This window comes from Christensenella sp., from assembly GCF_034927525.1.
Taxonomy (GTDB): Bacteria; Bacillota; Clostridia; order Christensenellales; family Christensenellaceae; genus Christensenella.
Genome location: NZ_JAYFPU010000193.1, coordinates 1 through 16,733 on the forward strand (window position 1 = coordinate 1; position 16,733 = coordinate 16,733).

Here is a 16,733-nt window from a genome sequence, read left to right on the forward strand (position 1 = left end):
ATGCGCATCACGCTTTCCAAAATGGATGCGTACAACATCGGCGCGATGTTTTTCCTGTTTGAAATGGCGACGGCTGCGGCGGGCGAACTGCTGGAGATCAACGCGTTCGACCAGCCGGGCGTAGAGGAAGGAAAGATCGCAACCTTTGCATTGATGGGACGCGAGGGATATGAAGAAAAGGCAGACGAGTTGAACCGGGCTTCCGCGAAGGACGATCAGTTTGTGTATACCGTGTAGCGGTATTGGTTCGAGCGTAGAAAACATAGCGGGCGTGGGATAAATAAAACGGAAGGTGGATATGATGCAGGACGCGTGGAAGAAGTATTTGCCGGAGCATGAAATCTATTTATTCAACACAGGCGAGGCGCAGCGCGCGTACGACTTTTTTGGATGCCACTACATAGAAGAGATCGGTATGCACCGCTTTTGTGTATGGGCGCCGAACGCGCGGCACGTGAGCGTTGTTGGGGATTTCAATGAATGGGACGTAGCAGAGACCCCGATGGAGCTTTTTAAAAACGGCGTGTGGGTCGCGTTTGTGCCCAAGCTTGTTGACGGCGAAAACTACAAATATGCCGTGCATGGCTATGACGGCAGCCGTATATTGAAAAGCGATCCGTTCGCCTTCCACTGTGAGGTGCGTCCGCAGACTGCATCCAAGGTATGGGACATCGGCGGATATGAGTGGCTTGATCATACGTACATGCAAAAGCGTATCAAGAAAAATCCGCTGCGCGACGCTGTCTCGATCTATGAACTGCATATCGGTTCGTGGCGCACAAAAGAAGACTACCGTTTCCCCAGTTTCCGCGAGGTGGCGGACGAGCTGGCGGATTATGTGTCTGACATGGGCTATACGCATGTGGAGATCATGCCTGTGGCGGAGTACCCGTACGATGGATCATGGGGGTATCAGATCACGGCCTTTTATGCCATCACTTCACGCTACGGCACACCGCAGGACTTCATGTATTTTGTGGACAAGCTCCACTCCCGCGGGATCGGTGTGATCATGGACTGGGTTCCCGGCCATTTCCCAAAGGACGAACATGGGCTTGCCAAGTTTGACGGCACGCACCTTTTTGAGCACGAAAACGTATTGCAGCGCGAACACCCGCAATGGGGTACGCTCATTTTCAATTACGGGCGGCCGGAGGTCGTGAGCTTCCTTGTTTCAAACGCAATGTTTTTCATGGATAAATACCACATTGACGGGCTACGCGTGGACGCGGTCACGTCCATGCTGTATTTGAACTATGCCCGTGACGGCTATTTCGTGCCCAACGAGCAGGGGGGAAACATTGACCTCAACGCAGTAAAGTTTTTGAAAAAGGTCAACAGTGTCGTACTGACCAATTATGCAGGGGCGATGACCATCGCCGAGGAAAGCACGGCCTATCCGATGATCACAAAGCCGCCTTACGACGGCGGACTGGGATTCACATTCAAATGGAACATGGGATTTATGCACGATACGCTTGCCTACATGGAAATGGATCACTATTTCCGGCAGTTTGAGCACAGTAAAATGAGCTTTTCCATGTATTACGCATTTTCAGAGAACTATATCCTTGCCTATTCGCATGACGAGGTCGTACATGGAAAAAAATCCATGATCGATAAGATGTTCGGCGATTATTGGCAGAAGTTTGCCGCATTGCGGACGCTTTATGCGTTCATGTTTGCGCATCCAGGCAAAAAACTGATGTTTATGGGCGACGAATTTGCCCAATTTATAGAGTGGGACTTTAAAAAACAGCTCGACTGGTTTTTGCTCGACTACGATTCGCATGCAGGTATGCAGTGCTACGTCAAAAAGCTGAACGAGGTGTATCGGCAGCAAAACGCGCTTTTTGAGATCGAAGACAGCTGGGACGGTTTTACCTGGCTCAACGTGGAGGACAACGAAAAGAGCGTTTATGCTTTTATGCGCAACGCGGGAGACAGCCACGTGGTATGCGTCGTGAATTTCACGCCGGTGGTACGTGAGGATTATCTTGTCGCGCTGCCGTCGGATGGAAAGCTCAGGCTTCTTTTAAGCAGCGATGACGAGATGTACGGCGGTTCGGGCGTAAAGAGCGCGCAGGAATGCGTGACGCAGAAAAAAGGGATCAACGGTTTTGAGTATAGCGCAGTCGTTACAGTGCCGCCGCTTGGCGCCCTGTATTACGAATTTGCTGCAAATGAAGGGAAAAGGGGATGACGCTCGATGATTAAGAAGAAAAAAGTGGTTGCAATGCTTCTCGCCGGAGGGCAGGGGAGCAGGCTCGGCGTGCTCACAAAGCACAGGGCCAAACCGGCTGTGACTTATGGGGGAAAGTACCGCATCATCGATTTTCCGCTCTCGAACTGCATTCATTCCGGTATTGATACGGTGGGGGTGCTGACACAGTACGAGCCGCTGGAACTCAACGCGTACATCGGTACGGGAGCGTCGTGGGACTTAGACAGCATGACGGGCGGTGCTTATGTGCTGCCGCCGTATGTAAAAGGTGAGAGGGGCGAGTGGTATTCCGGTACGGCCAACGCGATCTACCAGAATATCTATTTTATCGACCGGTATGATCCGGAATACATCGTTGTGCTCTCGGGCGACCATATCTACAAGATGGATTACAGCAATATGCTCTCGTTTCACGAGGATAACGGCGCGGACGCGACCATCGCGGTCATTGAGGTGCCGATGGAGGAAGCGTCGCGCTTTGGGATCATGAACACGGACGACAAGCTGCGCATCATCGACTTTGAGGAAAAACCCAAAAAGCCGAAGAGCAACATGGCTTCGATGGGCGTGTATGTATTTAGCTGGCAAAAGGTAAAGCAATATCTGGTCGCGGATTCCAAGGACAAAAAATCGTCCAACGATTTTGGAAAAAACATCATTCCGAAAATGCTTGCGGCGAAAGAAAAATTGTACGCATATCCATTCAAAGGGTATTGGAAGGACGTAGGCACGATCACGTCCCTTTGGGAAGCAAACATGGAGCTTTTGCATGATAACCCGGAGCTTGACCTGTACGACGATCCGTGGCGTATTTTTTCGCACAACCCGAACAAGCCGCCGCATTTTGTTGATAGGGGTGCGAAGATCAAGAACAGTCTGATCTCCGAAGGATGTTACATCTACGGTACAGTGGAAAACAGCATTCTTTCCGCGGGCGTTACGGTGGAAAAGGGAGCTGTGGTACGCGACAGCATTATCATGCAGGAAACGCTCATCGGTGAGAAGAGTAAGATCATTATGAGTATCATCGACGAGGAAGTGAAGGTCGAGCGGTGTGCCGTGGTTGGCGGCGGGGGGGATATCGCTGTCGTGGGCAGCAAAGCGGTGATCCGCGAGGGTGCCACAGTGGAAGCGGGGGAAAGCATACCCGCCAAGCGCATCGTCAAAAATCCGGCGGGGGGTGACGTAGAATGTTAAGGGATACTTTTGGGCTGATTTATGCAGGAGAACAGAATATCAACCTGCGCGAACTCGTATATCTTCGTACGGTGGGAGCGCTGCCGGTAGGCGGACGTTATCGCGCGATCGATTTTATCCTCTCCAATATGGTGAATTCGGGCATCCGCAACGTGGGTGTGATCGCCCAGCGCAGCTACCATTCACTGATGGATCATTTAGGGTCGGGAAAGGAATGGGATCTATCGCGTAAAAATGACGGTCTGTTTATATTGCCGCCGTTTTCCAGTGCCGAAAACATGGGCTCTTACCGCGGCGTAGTAGACGCGATCAAGGGCGTAATGGGCTACATTTCACGGTCCAAGCAGCAATATTGCATCTTTTCCGGTTCGTTCACGATCTACAATATGGCGCTTGACGATATGGTGAACTATCACCTCGATACAGGGGCGGACATCACGATGCTTTATAACGAGGAGGAAGCGGAGGATTTCAAGGGCGAGCGCTATAACGATGTGCGGCTGCACCTAAACGACGAAGGACGGCTTGTTGACCTCGAAATTAACGCCGCGCTGAGCGGCTCCAAGAAGGTCGGGATGGATACGTATGTGATCCGTAAAGACTTGCTCGAATATCTGGTGGAGGACTGTATGTCGCGCGGGAAATATAATTTTGTCAGCGACCTTCTGATGAATAATTTAAACCGCATCAAGATCATGGGCTATCAGCATCAGGGCTATGTAGGCCGTCTGCATTCGGTTGCGTCTTACTATAAACTGAATATGGATTTTCTCGACCCGGCAGTGCAAAAAGACCTGTTTTATGACGACAATCCAATATACACCAAGATCAAGGACGAGGTGCCCGCAAAATATGCCAAAACCTCCAATGTGAAAAACTCGCTGGTCGCAAACGGCTGCATCATTGAGGGAGAGGTGGAAAACAGCATCCTGTTCCGCGGGGTGTATGTCGGCAAGGGAACAAAGATCAAGAACAGCATCATTATGCAGAACAGCGAGGTATACAATAATTCAGACCTCGAATACGTGATACTGGATAAGTCGGTGAATATCCGGCAGGGACGCCGTCTGATTGGCGACGAGGTTTTCCCGGTCATCATTCGTAAGGGGGCGATCGTGTGAGCAGCTTAAAAGTCCTGATTGCAGGAGCAGAGGCAACGCCGTTTGCAAAAACGGGCGGCCTTGCGGACGTGATCGGCGCACTGCCGCGCAGTCTTGCAAAGCAGGGTGTTGACGTACGCGTGATCATGCCCAAGCATGCCACAGTCAAACAAAACTACGGCGACCAGTTGAAGGTCATTGCTACGATGAACATCCAGATGGGCTGGCGCACGCTTTATATGGGGCTCGAAACGCTTACAAGGGACGGCGTTCAGTATTATTTCATCGACAACGAATATTATTTCGGCGACTGTATCTATAAAGGCGGGGAGGCAGAGGCAGAGCAATATGCCTATTTTTGCCGCGCCGTGATAGAAGCACTTCCGCTTCTTGACTTCCTGCCGGATGTGATCCATTGCAACGACTGGCATACGGCAATGCTGCCCTTCCTGCTGAAGACGCAGTATTGCGATACCAAGCAGGGCAAGGCGAAGACGGTATTGACCATCCATAATCTGCAATATCAAGGACAGATATCCTTTGATTTGGCGCGTGATATATTGCAGGTGGATGACAAGTATTTTACATCCGACTGCCTGGAGGCGTACGGCAGCGCCAATATGATGAAAGCGGGGCTGCTGTTCGCGGATAAGATCACGACCGTAAGCCCGACGTACGCGCAGGAGATACTCGACCCGTATTACGGCCGTGGCATGGAAGGCATCCTTAACATGCGCAGGGACGTCCTTTCAGGGATATTAAACGGCATCGACACGGTAGAATTCGATCCGGCTCGTGATACGCACCTGAAAAAAACGTATTCGCAGGACGATATGTCCGGCAAATATGAAGACCGGAACGCATTGCTTGAAGAACTCGACGTGTGCGTGAATCCGGGGACGCCTGTGATCGGTATGGTCACCCGCCTGACAGAGCAAAAAGGACTTGACCTTGTGCGGGCGGTTCTGGAGGAGGCGTTGTTTGAAAATGTCGCCTTTGTGCTTTTAGGAAGCGGGGACGCGCAATACGAGAGTTACTTTAAATACATCGCAGGACGCTACCCAGACAAGACGGCGGTCTGCCTTGGCTATAACGATCCGCTGGCGCACAGGATCTATGCGGGCAGTGATTTTCTGCTGATGCCGTCTATGTTTGAGCCGTGCGGCATTTCACAGATGATCGCGCAGCGCTATGGTACGCTGCCTATCGTGCGTGAAACGGGCGGGCTTGCGGATACGGTACAGCCGTATAACAATTATTCGCAGGAAGGCAACGGGTTTTCGTTTGCCAATTACAATGCGCACGAAATGCTGAATGTGATCCGTTTTGCACTCACAGTGTATGAAGATAAGCCCGCGCTTGCAAAGCTTGTGCGCACGGCAATGGATATCGACAACAGCTTTGATAAATCTGCGGCAGAATATGCGGATTTGTACAGAAGTCTTTTATAAAAAACAGGGAGGAACAAGATCGGCTGATGGAAAGAGATACAGAAAAAGAGGCGATCCAGCAGATCGCCGAGGAGATCGACACACATGGGGCGCAGGCAGGGGAAGAAATCGTCGACGAGGCAAGCCATGTGGACGACTATACGGTGCCCGAGGAGGACTTTTTAGAAGAGATCGACGAGGAAGAAGAACAGGATGTGTTCGCGGTGCTTGACGTGGGGCTTACAGACGTGGAGGAAGAGCCGGAGGAAATGCTGCGTACGGAGCTTGAGCGGGAATGCAGCATAGACGACGAGAAATGATGGAGGAGCCGTATGGCGCGTGAGTTGGCAAGAGAGGATATCAAGGAAGAAATACTGGGAAAACTGAAGCGGCATTTTGGTAAGACGCTGGAAGAAGCGACCAAAGACCAGATATATAAATCGTGCGCGCTTTGCCTCCGCGACATCATTGTGGAGCAGTGGACGGACGCGAACAAGCAGGTTCTCAACCAGGGGCTAAAGCGGCTTTATTATTTGTCAGCCGAATTTTTGATGGGGCGCGCGCTTGTCAACAATATGGTCAATTTGCACCTGTTAAAAGAGTATCGCGATGTGTTGTGTGATATGGGACTCGTGCTTGACGAGATTGAGGAACAGGAGCGTGACGCAGGGCTTGGGAACGGCGGACTCGGACGGCTTGCCGCATGCTTTTTGGATTCGCTATCCACGCTTGACCTGCCCGTCACCGGATGCAGCATTCGCTATGAATACGGGCTTTTTAAGCAGCGTATTCTGGACGGCGAGCAAGTGGAGGTCAACGACAACTGGCTCGAGGCAGGCAACGTGTGGGAGATCCCCCGCCCGGAGGAGCAGGTGGAGGTGCGTTTTGGCGGAGAGATCGAGGAGGCATGGACGGAAGCAGGATTAAAGATTCACTACAAAAACAGCTACAGTGTACTGGCGATCCCGTATGATTACCCGGTGATCGGCTATATGAGCAAAATGCCTGCGACGCTGCGGCTGTGGAGCGCCAAGGCAAAAACAGGGCTCGATATGCACTATTTCAACAGGGGCGACTATGCAAAGGCCATGCAGGAGCGTGAGCTTGCGGAGGTCATCTCTAAGGTGCTTTATCCGGAGGATAATCACGAGCAGGGCAGGCAACTGCGCTTAAAGCAGTTTTATTTCTTTACCTCGGCGACGATGCAGCATATCGTGCGCAAGCACAAGCAAAACTATGGCGACGTGCACACACTGCCCAACTATTTCACGGTGCAGATCAACGATACCCATCCGACGCTTGCGATCCCTGAGATGCTGCGCATTTTGATGGACGAGGAAGGTCTTGGGTGGGACGAGGCCATGGACATCGTTTCGCGCATGTTCAACTATACGAACCATACCGTACTGGTGGAGGGGCTTGAGTGCTGGAACGAGGAGCTGTTCAAGTCTTTGCTGCCCCGCGTTTACCAGATCATACAGATATTAAATGATAAGTTTTGCGACCGGCTGTGGCAGGTATACCCCGGACAGTGGGACAAGATCGGCAGCATGGCGATCATCGCATACGGCGAAATACGTATGGCAAACCTGTGCATTGCCGTGTGCGGTAAGGTGAACGGCGTTTCCATGCTGCATGGCGAGATTTTAAAAACGCGTACGTTCCGCGACTTTTATACGGTATTTCCGGATAAGTTTTTGGGCATCACCAACGGCGTGACACACCGCAGGTGGCTGGCAAAAGCAAACGGGTCCTTAACGGAACTGATTGCCGACCACATCGGCGACGGCTTTTTAAAAGATTACCGTGAGATGGATCGCATAGAAGACCTGCTTTCAAAGGAATCCTTTTTGGACGATTTTATGTGCGTGAAGCGCGAGAACAAGGAGCGCCTTGCTGCGCACCTGAAAAAGACACAGTGCATCGACATCGACCCCAACACGGTCTTTGACGTACATGCAAAACGTTTGCACGAATATAAGCGCCAACTGCTAAAGGCGCTGCATATCCTGCATCTTTATCATTTGAAGAAAACAAATCCGCAGGCGTACATCGAGCCGGCGACATTTTTGTTTGCGGCGAAGGCGTCTCCAGGGTACGCGCGGGCGAAAAACATCATCCGGCTGATCCTCGCGGTGGCGGAGCTTGTGAACAACGATCCGGATACGAAGGATATTCTGCGTGTCGTGTTTATAGAAAACTACAGCGTTTCCGAAGCGGAGGTGCTTATCCCCGCGGCGGACGTAAGCGAACAGATATCGACGGCAGGTTTTGAAGCGTCGGGTACGGGCAACATGAAATTTATGATGAACGGCGCGGTCACGATCGGCACGATGGACGGATCGAATGTGGAGATATCCGAGCAGGTAGGCCTTGACAATATCTTTATCTTCGGCGCGTCCGAGCAGGATATTGAAAAGATGGAGCGGTACGGGACATATAAGCCGGGCGAGTATTATGAGCAAAATACAGACCTGCGCTATGCGCTCAACTCCATGATAGACGGTACGCTGCCCGTGGCGAGCGACAGGCAGTTTTCCGACCTATACCATTCGCTGCTGTTTGGTGATATGGACAGGGCGGACAGGTACTATTTGCTTTATGATTTCGCGCCATACGCGCAGGTATATGAAAATATGATGGCAGTATATCGAAACAAGGACGAATGGAAGCGCATCGCGGCAATGAATACGGCAAAATCCGGCCATTTTGCGGCAGACCGTACGATACACGACTACAACGAAAAAATCTGGCGCCTGAAAGAAATGTGATATGATGAACATTGATTTTTCAAAACAAATCATTCATGACTCCGCAAGGGAGCTGTTCCGCAGCCCGGGCGGTGCGTTGTCGTGCGGGGAAACGGTACGCCTGTGCATCGCTTTTGCGGAGGTGCACCCGGAGGACGTTTACCTGATGGTGGCCTGCGGGCAGGACACGCATACGGTGCAGATGTACCCGCAGGATGGTATGTGGTGCGCGGCATACACCGTGCCTGGCGAGCCGGGCGTGCTGTGGTACTGGTTTTGCATCAAGCTTGCGGACGGCGCAAAAATTTATTATGGCGCGCGTACCGGGCAGGTGTGCGGCGTGGGGACGGCCTACTGGGACGTGCCGCCCGCTTATCAGCTGACGGTGTACGATGCTGCGTTCACAACGCCAAACTGGCTCAAGTGCGCCAATATGTACCAGATATTTCCTGACCGCTTCAAAAAAAGGGACGACGGAACGTTCGAACGGGGTGTTGCTTTTCACCGGGATATGGGCAGGGAGGTATATGTGCATGAAAGCTGGGACGAACCGCCGCTCTACGAGGCGTTGCCCGGAAAAGAATATTACCAGCCGTGCGATTATTATGGCGGCAACTTCGGGGGGATCGCTGATTCGCTCGATTACCTGCGCGATATGGGTGTAACGGCACTATACCTGAACCCTATTGTGGAGGCCGCCTCCAACCACCGCTACAACACGGGTGATTATAAAAATGCCGACCCGATCCTCGGAACGAACGAGGATTTCGAGGAGCTTGCGAGGCAGGCACAGCAGCATGGGATACGGCTCATACTGGACGGCGTTTATTCGCACACGGGCGACGACAGCGTGTATTTCAATAAATACGGCCATTACGATTCGCTGGGCGCTTACCAGAGTCAGGATTCGCCCTATTACCGCTGGTATCAGTTCGACGAATATCCGGATAAATACAAAAGCTGGTGGGGGTTTGAGACGCTTCCTGAGGTGAATGAAACACATGACGACTGGGTCAGGGATATCATTGAAGGCGACGACAGCGCAATGGAGGTATGGCTTGCGCGCGGCGCGTGCGGATACCGTCTCGACGTGGCGGACGAGCTGCCCGACGAGACGATCGAGCGTATGAGGAACGAGATCAAGCACCTCTCACAGGATAACGCGCTGATTGGCGAGGTGTGGGAGGACGCGACCACAAAGCAAAGCTATGGTGTGAACAGACGATATGCCTTAGGACGCGGGTTGGACAGCGTGATGAATTATCCGCTGAAGAATGCGATCACGGATTTTTTATTGGGATATTCAAATGCGCAGGGCTTTAAGCAGTTCCTCGTCTCCCAGCATGAGAATTATCCCAAGGAAATGTATTACGCACTGATGAACCTGTTATCCAGCCATGATGTAGCGCGTATGCGCACCGTGCTCGGGACGCGGATAGACCCGCATTCCTTAACGCGCGAGCAGCAGGCGCATTTTATCGTCAGCGACGAGCAGGACAAAAAGGGCGCGCAGCTACAGCGGCTTGCGGCGGCGATACAGTTTTCTCTGCCGGGCACGCCGTGTATCTATTATGGCGACGAAACGGGTATGCACTCCCTGATGGATCCGTTCAACAGGGAACCCTTTCATGAGCGCGATGAGGAGATGCAGGAGTATTATAAAACGCTTTGTAACCTGCGCGCAAAAACGGATGCACTCAAGACAGGGTATTGCGTTTTTTACAGGCAGGGCGAGGACGTATTAGGTATCCTGCGCTTTTGTTTAGGCGGTGAGGACGCGTTTTCAAACGTGGCGCGCGACGGGATGTATCTGAGCGCGGTGAACCGTTCTAAAGAATCGCATACGCTGGTCGTTGACCTGTTCGCGCAGGAGCAGCTGATGGGCGCGGAGGAGCAGGAGACGTTTCGGCAGCTTGAATTTACGGGCGCGGCAAGCCTGCTGGATGAGGAAGAATATGAAATCAACGCGGGGTTGTTAAGCGTTACGCTGCCGCCCTATGGCGTTAAAATTTTGGAGATTAACTGGATATGAAATACAAAACAGTACTATTTGATTTTGATGGCACGCTGGTGGATTCCAGCCGCGGTATCTTGCATTGCGCACAAAAGACGCTCGCCGATATGGGACAGGACATTCCGGGCAGGGAGATGATGAAAAAATTCATTGGCCCGCCATTAAAGCTGTCGTTTGTGAACGCATGCGGCATGAGCGACGAAATGGCGAGTGAGGCTGTACGCATCTACAGGGAGAAATATGCCGAAGCAGGCATGTTTGAGGTAGACATATATCCGGGCATGTGTGAATTGCTGGATAAGCTAAGCGACGCGGGCGTCGTGTGCGCGGTCGCGTCAGTCAAGCGCGAAGAGATCGTGCGCAAAACGCTGACGCATCTTGGCATGGCGAATAAATTCGCGGCGATCTGCGGTGCGTCGGGCGATATCAATATCACCACAAAAGGGCATATCGTGAGCGAGGCCGTCACACGTACGGCTTCTAAAAAAGAGGACTGCATCCTTGTCGGGGACAGCGACTATGACGCGGTGGGAGCGGAAGAAGCGGGCATCGATTTTTGCGCTGTGTTATGGGGCTTCGGCTTCGAAACAATGCAGGATCTTAAGGGCTTTACCTGCCGCTATGTCGCGCAGGACATGGATGCGCTTGAAAAATTCCTCTTAAAGTAGGGGAAGCATAGGATGGCCTTTTGGCAACATAACACGCGTGATAAGCAGCTTACCCAAAATGCGTTGACGCGTGTTTTTTATTTTTCTATACTGAAAACAGATAAGGCCTTATCGATCAAAAGAGGAGGGACAGATGAAGGTAACCTTGGATATCGATCCCAAATATGAACAGGAAGAGATTGTCATCCGGTGTGCACAAATGAATGACGAGCTGCTAAAGATCGTATCGTTTGCAAGCAGTGCGCAAAGAAAAGTGATCGGGAGCATTGAGAAGCAGACGTTCGTTTTTGATCCGGGCGATGTATATTACTTCGAGAGCGTGGACGACCAGGTGTTCATTTATACGAAGGACAAAATATTCGACTGCGCGCTGCGTTTATACGAGATCGAGGAACGTTTTCAAAATACGAGCTTTTTGCGCGTCAATAAGTCGACGATCATCAATCTGGCGAAGGTGCGGGTGTTAAATCCGATTCTCAACGGGAAGATCGAAGTAGAGCTTGAGAACGGTGAGCGGCAAGTCATATCCCGGCAATATGCTCCGGCACTGCGCGAAAAGCTGGGAATAGAGAGGTGAGTAGGATGGAGAGGAAAGGGATAAAGGAAAACGCAAAACTGTTTTTTATCGTGTTTTGTGCCGCGTTTTTGGTCGCGCTGTTCATTTCGACGTGCATCACGCTGATGCTCGGACATGACGCGCTGTTGCTAAGCGAGCTGCGCAACGATGCGATCTTCGCATTGTTCATCGGGCTGGTGCAAATGATCTGGATCGGGTCTGACAGGAACAATAAAACATATTTGATCCGTACGATCGTGCATTTCATCGTACTGCTCACAGGTTGCACACTGCTCATGATCTGGTTTGGGTGGCTGCCGCCCAGTGAATTTTTAATTACTTATTACGTTGGGTTTATTGTAGCGTATATCGTGATCTGGGTCATCTTTTATCAGGTCAACAAAAAAAAGTGGAAAGAGATGAACGAGAAGCTTAACGCCTATAAAAAAGCCAATAAAGAATAGTGTTTTTAAGGACAAAAGGGAGCGTAAGCTCCCTTTTTTATGGAGAAATGCGTTGGACAGATATCCTTATACCTGTCCAACGGAAGCGATTTGTGAATAATTTGTGCAACGGTTGAAAACAAAGATGAAAAAAACTATAATGGTAGTACTATATATTCGGTATAGATTTTGAACATATGAGGTGTAGAACAATAAAAATTATAGATATTACCCAGCAACTGGGAAAAGATACAAAAATATATGAGGGCGACCCGCATATCCGCATGGAGAAGTTTTTTACGGTGGATAATTACGGGTATGCCGTTTCCAAGATGAGCATGGGCTCGCACAGCGGAACGCATATCGATGCGCCTGCGCACGTCATGAGCGGCGGTAAGACAGTACGCGATATACCGCTCAGCGACCTTGTGGGCGATTGTATTGTGGTAGAAAAATCAGAGATCAAGATACCAAAGGGCACGAAAAGGCTGATCATTAAGGGTTCGGAAAAGGGCGAGGCACGCATCTCCGAGCGCCATGCGCGTATCCTTGTGGATGCGGGCATCCGCATCATTGGCACGGACGCGCTTTCGATCGGCAACGACGAGGTACACAAGATACTTCTATCAGAGGAAGTGTGTATTCTCGAGTCCCTGGAGTTAAGCCGGGTGACGCCGGGGAATTATTTCCTGTGCGCACTTCCCTTAAAGGTCGATACGGACGGATCGCCCATTCGCGCATGCCTGATTGAAGGAATAGGAGAATAAACGGATGGCGGAATCGAAAAGGAGCGTATCCACACTCATCTTCGCTGTGATAGCGACGATACTGATCGTTTTTTCGGTGGTGGTTGCATGTGTGCAGGGGTTCGCATTCGATTCTGCTTTCTATAAGCAAGAGTACGCAAGCCTTGGCACGGCGGCAAAGCTCGATGCTGCGGGCGCGGCGAATATAGACCTCGCGACCGATCAGCTTCTTGGTTATCTGCAAGGGCAGGAAGAAAGCCTCGACCTCGTTATGGGGACGGATGACTGGGGACAGGAATATTATAACGACCGTGAAAAAGCGCATATGATAGACGTAAAAGCGCTTTACCAGAATGCGCTCACGTTCATGGTCGCCGGGTTTTGTGTGGGCGGTGCGCTGCTTATGTACTGCATGCTGCACAAAAAGCGCGCGTACCTGAAACAGACGCTGCGGGTATATTTCTTTACGACGGTAGGGATACTCGTCTTTTTTGTGTGTATCGGCATATGGGCGGCGGTGGATTTCAACAATTTCTGGATCAGCTTCCACCATGTGTTCTTCACCAATGACCTCTGGATCCTCGATCCGCAGACTTCGCGCATGATCATCATGTTCGAGGAGCAGCTGTTTGCCGATTTGGTGGCGCGTATTTTGGCGACGTTCCTCGCGATCGTTGTGGGGGCTGCTGCTGCCGCAGGTATCATAAACAAAAGGATGGCAAAGCATGGGTGATATTAACATACTGGCGATCGAAACGTCGTGCGACGAAACGGCTGCCGCTGTGGTGAAAAACGGGCGGGAGGTCGTGTCGGAAGCGCTGTATACGCAGATTGACATCCACAAGGAATATGGTGGCGTCGTGCCGGAGATCGCTTCGCGCAACCATGTCGTGAAGCTGCCGCAGGTCGTGCAGGCCGCGATAGACGGTGCAGGCGGTATGGAAAACATCGATGCGGTCGCAGTGACGAACGGGCCGGGGCTTGTGGGCGCGCTGCTTGCGGGCGTGTCGTACGCAAAGGGGCTTTCGTACGCGGCGAAAAAGCCGCTGATTCCCGTGCACCACATTGCGGGGCATATCTGTGCGAACTATATTTCCCATCCGGAGCTTAGGCCGCCTTTTTTGTGCCTTGTTGTGTCGGGCGGGCATACGCAGATCGTTTGGGCGCAGGACGAGACGACATATGAGACACTCGGCCGTACGCGTGACGACGCTGCGGGTGAAGCGATCGACAAGGTCGCGCGCGTCTTGGGTCTTGCCTATCCGGGCGGACCGAATTTGCAGGAGCTTGCAAAGCAGGGGGACGAAAACAAATACCGTTTTCCGCACAGCTTCCGTGGAGAAGATCATCTGGATTTTTCGTTCAGCGGTCTAAAGACGGCGGTCATCAACCTGCTGCACGGGTTTGACCAAAAGGGTGAAACATACAACAAGGCGGATGTTGCCGCGTCCTTTTTGAAAAACGTGGCGGATACGCTTGTGAAAAATACGTTCGAGGCGGCGGCGCGTGCGGACGCAAAGATACTGGCTGTGGCGGGCGGTGTATCGGCAAACGAGCAGATACGTGCGGCGTTTGAGAAAAAATCGCAAGAAACAGGGATCGCCTTATATTTTCCAGAGCTTAAGTATTGTACGGACAACGCGGCAATGATCGCGTCGTGTGCTTATTTTGAATATGAGAAGGGTACGCGGGCAGGGCTTGACCTCAATGCGCAGCCTGTGATGGAATTGTAGTAGATAGATGGGAAAGAGAGGTGCTCATGCGGTTTAAAAGACTGGTACTGCTGTTTCTTGCGGGGGTTATGCTGCTCGCTCTTGTCGCGTGCGGCAAGGAAGAAGCAAAGGAAACAGGGACAGGATTGCCTGACTTAAGCAGTGTGAGCATAAAAGGCTTGAAAATTATCGTCGATCCGGGGCATGGTGATACGGACGTGGGAACGATCGGCGTCTCTACCGGAGGGTACGAAAAAGAAGTCAACCTGGAGATATCCTTAAAGCTTAAGGATATCCTTGAAAAAGAAGGCGTTACGGTGATCATGACGCGCGATACGGACGATCCGGTCGCGGCGGCAAATGAAACAGATATCGCCAAGCGCAAGGAAGCAGATATGCAGCGGCGCGAGCAGATCATTACGGACGCACAGGCGGATATGTACATCGGCGTGCACCAGAACAGCTTTGAAGACGAAGGCGCGTGCGGACCGCAGATTTTTTATCATACGGATTCCAATATGGGGGCGATGCTCGCAAAATGCGTCCAGACGGTGATGAACGAAGAACTAACGCCCAAAGAACCGCGCAAACCGAATTGCGGCAGGTACCGGCTGCTAAAGCCGGGCAAGCAGCCAAGTGTGACGGTGGAATGCGGATTTTTTACCAATCCGGAGGAAGAAAAAAAGCTACAGGATTCCTCGTATCAGGATCAGGTCGTAGGCGGGATCGTGGACGGGATCAAATACTTCGAGTGGAGCAAAACGAATGCTGAATGATTTACATGACGGGTACCGACTGACAGAGGATAAGGCGTCGCAGATCGCGCCGCTTACGCTCGCATATATTGGCGACAGCGTGTTTGACCTGTATGTGCGTACCAAATATGCCCTAAACAGTCAAAAAAACGCGGGAAAGCTGCATTCTATGAGCATTAGGATCGTCAATGCGCGTGCGCAGGCGGCTTTCGCGCACGAATGGATGGAGCGCTTTACGGACGCTGAAAAAGAGGTGTTCATGCGCGGGCGCAATGCCAAAAGCCCGACCGTGCCCAAAAACATGAGCGTGGCGGATTATAAATACGCGACGGCAATGGAAGCGGTGATCGGGTATTTGTATTTGAGCGGACAAATGGAGCGCGCAAACGAAATATTGGGAACGCTGGAATTTGAACTATAACCTTTGAGAAAAGAGGAAACATATATGCCAAAAACGACGTTGAAGACAGTGCTTTTGATGGCTACGCCCGACCCGGAACTCATCGTTTCGATGGGGGCGAAGCTTTGCTATTCCCGTGCGGATATCGAGCAGCTGCAAAAAACGGCAAAAAGTGAAGAGTTTATTGACCGTTTGACACAAATGGGACATTTGTCGCCCATCGAGCACGCGTCGTTTTCGTTTGGCGTGGAGGGCGTGTCACGCGCGCTGCTCGCGCAGATCACGCGTCATCGTCTGGCAAGCTTTTCGGTGCAGTCGCAGCGCTATGTGAACCAGAGCGAAAAGAAGGGTGAGTTTTCCTATATTATTCCGCCGAGCATCGAGGCGCTTGGTCAAGAGGCGGTGGATAAGTTTGAAAAACAAATGCAGACGATGCAGGGATGGTACGACGAATGGGTGCAGGCACTGGGCGCGAACGGGGAAAAATCCAACGAGGATGCGCGTTTCGTGCTTCCCAACGCGTGTGAGACAAAGATGATCATCACAATGAACGCGCGCGAACTGCTGCACTTTTTTGAGCTGCGGTGCTGCAACCGGGCGCAGTGGGAGATCCGCGAGCTTGCGTGGCAGATGCTTGCGCTGGCGATGGGGGTCGCACCGGCCTTGTTTAAAAATGCGGGCGCGTCGTGCGTCGGCGGCAAGTGCGCGGAAGGACACATGAGCTGCGGAAAAATGGAA

The 16,733-nt window shown here is 51.8% G+C and carries 16 protein-coding genes and 1 pseudogene; all 17 read left to right on the forward strand.

Going from position 1 to position 16,733, the window contains the following annotated elements; genetic code table 11:
• A pseudogene (locus VB081_RS07880) lies at positions 1-237 on the forward strand (glucose-6-phosphate isomerase); the annotation flags it as partial.
• 61 nt (positions 238-298) lie between these two features.
• Positions 299-2,203: a 1,4-alpha-glucan branching protein GlgB gene (gene glgB / locus VB081_RS07885; RefSeq protein ID WP_323400275.1), complete on the forward strand. Its 1,905-nt coding sequence runs from the start codon at positions 299-301 to the stop codon at positions 2,201-2,203.
• 6 nt (positions 2,204-2,209) lie between these two features.
• Positions 2,210-3,421 carry a glucose-1-phosphate adenylyltransferase gene (locus VB081_RS07890; RefSeq protein WP_323400276.1) on the forward strand — a complete coding sequence of 404 codons (1,212 nt, stop codon included), beginning with the start codon at positions 2,210-2,212 and terminating at the stop codon, positions 3,419-3,421.
• Complete coding sequence (gene glgD / locus VB081_RS07895; protein ID WP_323400277.1) at positions 3,415-4,542, forward strand: glucose-1-phosphate adenylyltransferase subunit GlgD; 1,128 nt, start codon at positions 3,415-3,417, stop codon at positions 4,540-4,542. The genes VB081_RS07890 and glgD overlap by 7 nt, the downstream gene beginning before the upstream one ends.
• Positions 4,539-5,972 (forward strand): glycogen synthase GlgA, encoded by a 1,434-nt coding sequence (glgA, locus tag VB081_RS07900; protein WP_323400278.1) that lies wholly within the window; start codon positions 4,539-4,541, stop codon positions 5,970-5,972. Before glgD ends, glgA begins: the two co-directional genes overlap by 4 nt.
• 26 nt (positions 5,973-5,998) lie before the next feature.
• The gene (locus VB081_RS07905; RefSeq protein WP_323400279.1) at positions 5,999-6,271 is read left to right on the forward strand and encodes a hypothetical protein; all 273 of its coding nucleotides are present in this window, start codon (positions 5,999-6,001) and stop codon (positions 6,269-6,271) included.
• Between the two features lie 12 nt (positions 6,272-6,283).
• Positions 6,284-8,722: a glycogen/starch/alpha-glucan phosphorylase gene (locus VB081_RS07910; RefSeq protein ID WP_323400280.1), complete on the forward strand. Its 2,439-nt coding sequence runs from the start codon at positions 6,284-6,286 to the stop codon at positions 8,720-8,722.
• A 1-nt stretch (position 8,723) separates the two neighbouring features.
• Positions 8,724-10,733, forward strand: a complete 2,010-nt coding sequence (locus VB081_RS07915) for a glycoside hydrolase family 13 protein (RefSeq protein ID WP_323400281.1) — start codon at positions 8,724-8,726, stop codon at positions 10,731-10,733.
• Positions 10,730-11,383 (forward strand): HAD hydrolase-like protein, encoded by a 654-nt coding sequence (locus tag VB081_RS07920; RefSeq protein WP_323400282.1) that lies wholly within the window; start codon positions 10,730-10,732, stop codon positions 11,381-11,383. The genes VB081_RS07915 and VB081_RS07920 overlap by 4 nt, the downstream gene beginning before the upstream one ends.
• A gap of 133 nt (positions 11,384-11,516) precedes the next feature.
• Positions 11,517-11,960 (forward strand): LytTR family DNA-binding domain-containing protein, encoded by a 444-nt coding sequence (locus VB081_RS07925; RefSeq protein ID WP_323400283.1) that lies wholly within the window; start codon positions 11,517-11,519, stop codon positions 11,958-11,960.
• Between the two features lie 5 nt (positions 11,961-11,965).
• On the forward strand, positions 11,966-12,403 hold the full coding sequence (locus VB081_RS07930) for a DUF3021 domain-containing protein (protein ID WP_323400284.1): 438 nt from the start codon (positions 11,966-11,968) through the stop codon (positions 12,401-12,403).
• Positions 12,404-12,579: 176 nt separating this feature from the next.
• Entirely contained in the window at positions 12,580-13,149 is a 570-nt protein-coding gene (locus tag VB081_RS07935; RefSeq protein WP_323400285.1) for a cyclase family protein, read from the forward strand.
• A 4-nt stretch (positions 13,150-13,153) separates the two neighbouring features.
• Positions 13,154-13,861 (forward strand): TIGR01906 family membrane protein, encoded by a 708-nt coding sequence (locus VB081_RS07940; protein ID WP_323400286.1) that lies wholly within the window; start codon positions 13,154-13,156, stop codon positions 13,859-13,861.
• Positions 13,854-14,861 carry a tRNA (adenosine(37)-N6)-threonylcarbamoyltransferase complex transferase subunit TsaD gene (gene tsaD, locus VB081_RS07945; RefSeq protein ID WP_323400287.1) on the forward strand — a complete coding sequence of 336 codons (1,008 nt, stop codon included), beginning with the start codon at positions 13,854-13,856 and terminating at the stop codon, positions 14,859-14,861. The genes VB081_RS07940 and tsaD overlap by 8 nt, the downstream gene beginning before the upstream one ends.
• A gap of 26 nt (positions 14,862-14,887) precedes the next feature.
• Entirely contained in the window at positions 14,888-15,616 is a 729-nt protein-coding gene (locus tag VB081_RS07950; protein WP_323400288.1) for an N-acetylmuramoyl-L-alanine amidase family protein, read from the forward strand.
• Entirely contained in the window at positions 15,606-16,016 is a 411-nt protein-coding gene (locus VB081_RS07955; protein ID WP_323400289.1) for a Mini-ribonuclease 3, read from the forward strand. Before VB081_RS07950 ends, VB081_RS07955 begins: the two co-directional genes overlap by 11 nt.
• A 24-nt stretch (positions 16,017-16,040) precedes the next feature.
• On the forward strand, positions 16,041-16,733 hold a 693-nt coding region (gene thyX, locus VB081_RS07960), incomplete at its 3' end, for an FAD-dependent thymidylate synthase (protein ID WP_323400290.1).

Bases quoted from the DNA above. Each gene is read 5' to 3' on its own strand.
- tsaD (WP_323400287.1), top strand. From the start codon at position 13,854: ATGGGTGATATTAACATACTGGCGATCGAAACGTCGTGCGACGAAACG.
- VB081_RS07920 (WP_323400282.1), top strand. From the start codon at position 10,730: ATGAAATACAAAACAGTACTATTTGATTTTGATGGCACGCTGGTGGAT.
- VB081_RS07910 (WP_323400280.1), top strand. From the start codon at position 6,284: ATGGCGCGTGAGTTGGCAAGAGAGGATATCAAGGAAGAAATACTGGGA.
- VB081_RS07940 (WP_323400286.1), top strand. From the start codon at position 13,154: ATGGCGGAATCGAAAAGGAGCGTATCCACACTCATCTTCGCTGTGATA.
- VB081_RS07950 (WP_323400288.1), top strand. From the start codon at position 14,888: ATGCGGTTTAAAAGACTGGTACTGCTGTTTCTTGCGGGGGTTATGCTG.
- VB081_RS07915 (WP_323400281.1), top strand. From the start codon at position 8,724: ATGATGAACATTGATTTTTCAAAACAAATCATTCATGACTCCGCAAGG.
- VB081_RS07890 (WP_323400276.1), top strand. From the start codon at position 2,210: ATGATTAAGAAGAAAAAAGTGGTTGCAATGCTTCTCGCCGGAGGGCAG.
- VB081_RS07905 (WP_323400279.1), top strand. From the start codon at position 5,999: ATGGAAAGAGATACAGAAAAAGAGGCGATCCAGCAGATCGCCGAGGAG.
- VB081_RS07930 (WP_323400284.1), top strand. From the start codon at position 11,966: ATGGAGAGGAAAGGGATAAAGGAAAACGCAAAACTGTTTTTTATCGTG.
- VB081_RS07955 (WP_323400289.1), top strand. From the start codon at position 15,606: ATGCTGAATGATTTACATGACGGGTACCGACTGACAGAGGATAAGGCG.
- VB081_RS07925 (WP_323400283.1), top strand. From the start codon at position 11,517: ATGAAGGTAACCTTGGATATCGATCCCAAATATGAACAGGAAGAGATT.
- glgD (WP_323400277.1), top strand. From the start codon at position 3,415: ATGTTAAGGGATACTTTTGGGCTGATTTATGCAGGAGAACAGAATATC.
- glgB (WP_323400275.1), top strand. From the start codon at position 299: ATGATGCAGGACGCGTGGAAGAAGTATTTGCCGGAGCATGAAATCTAT.
- VB081_RS07935 (WP_323400285.1), top strand. From the start codon at position 12,580: ATGAGGTGTAGAACAATAAAAATTATAGATATTACCCAGCAACTGGGA.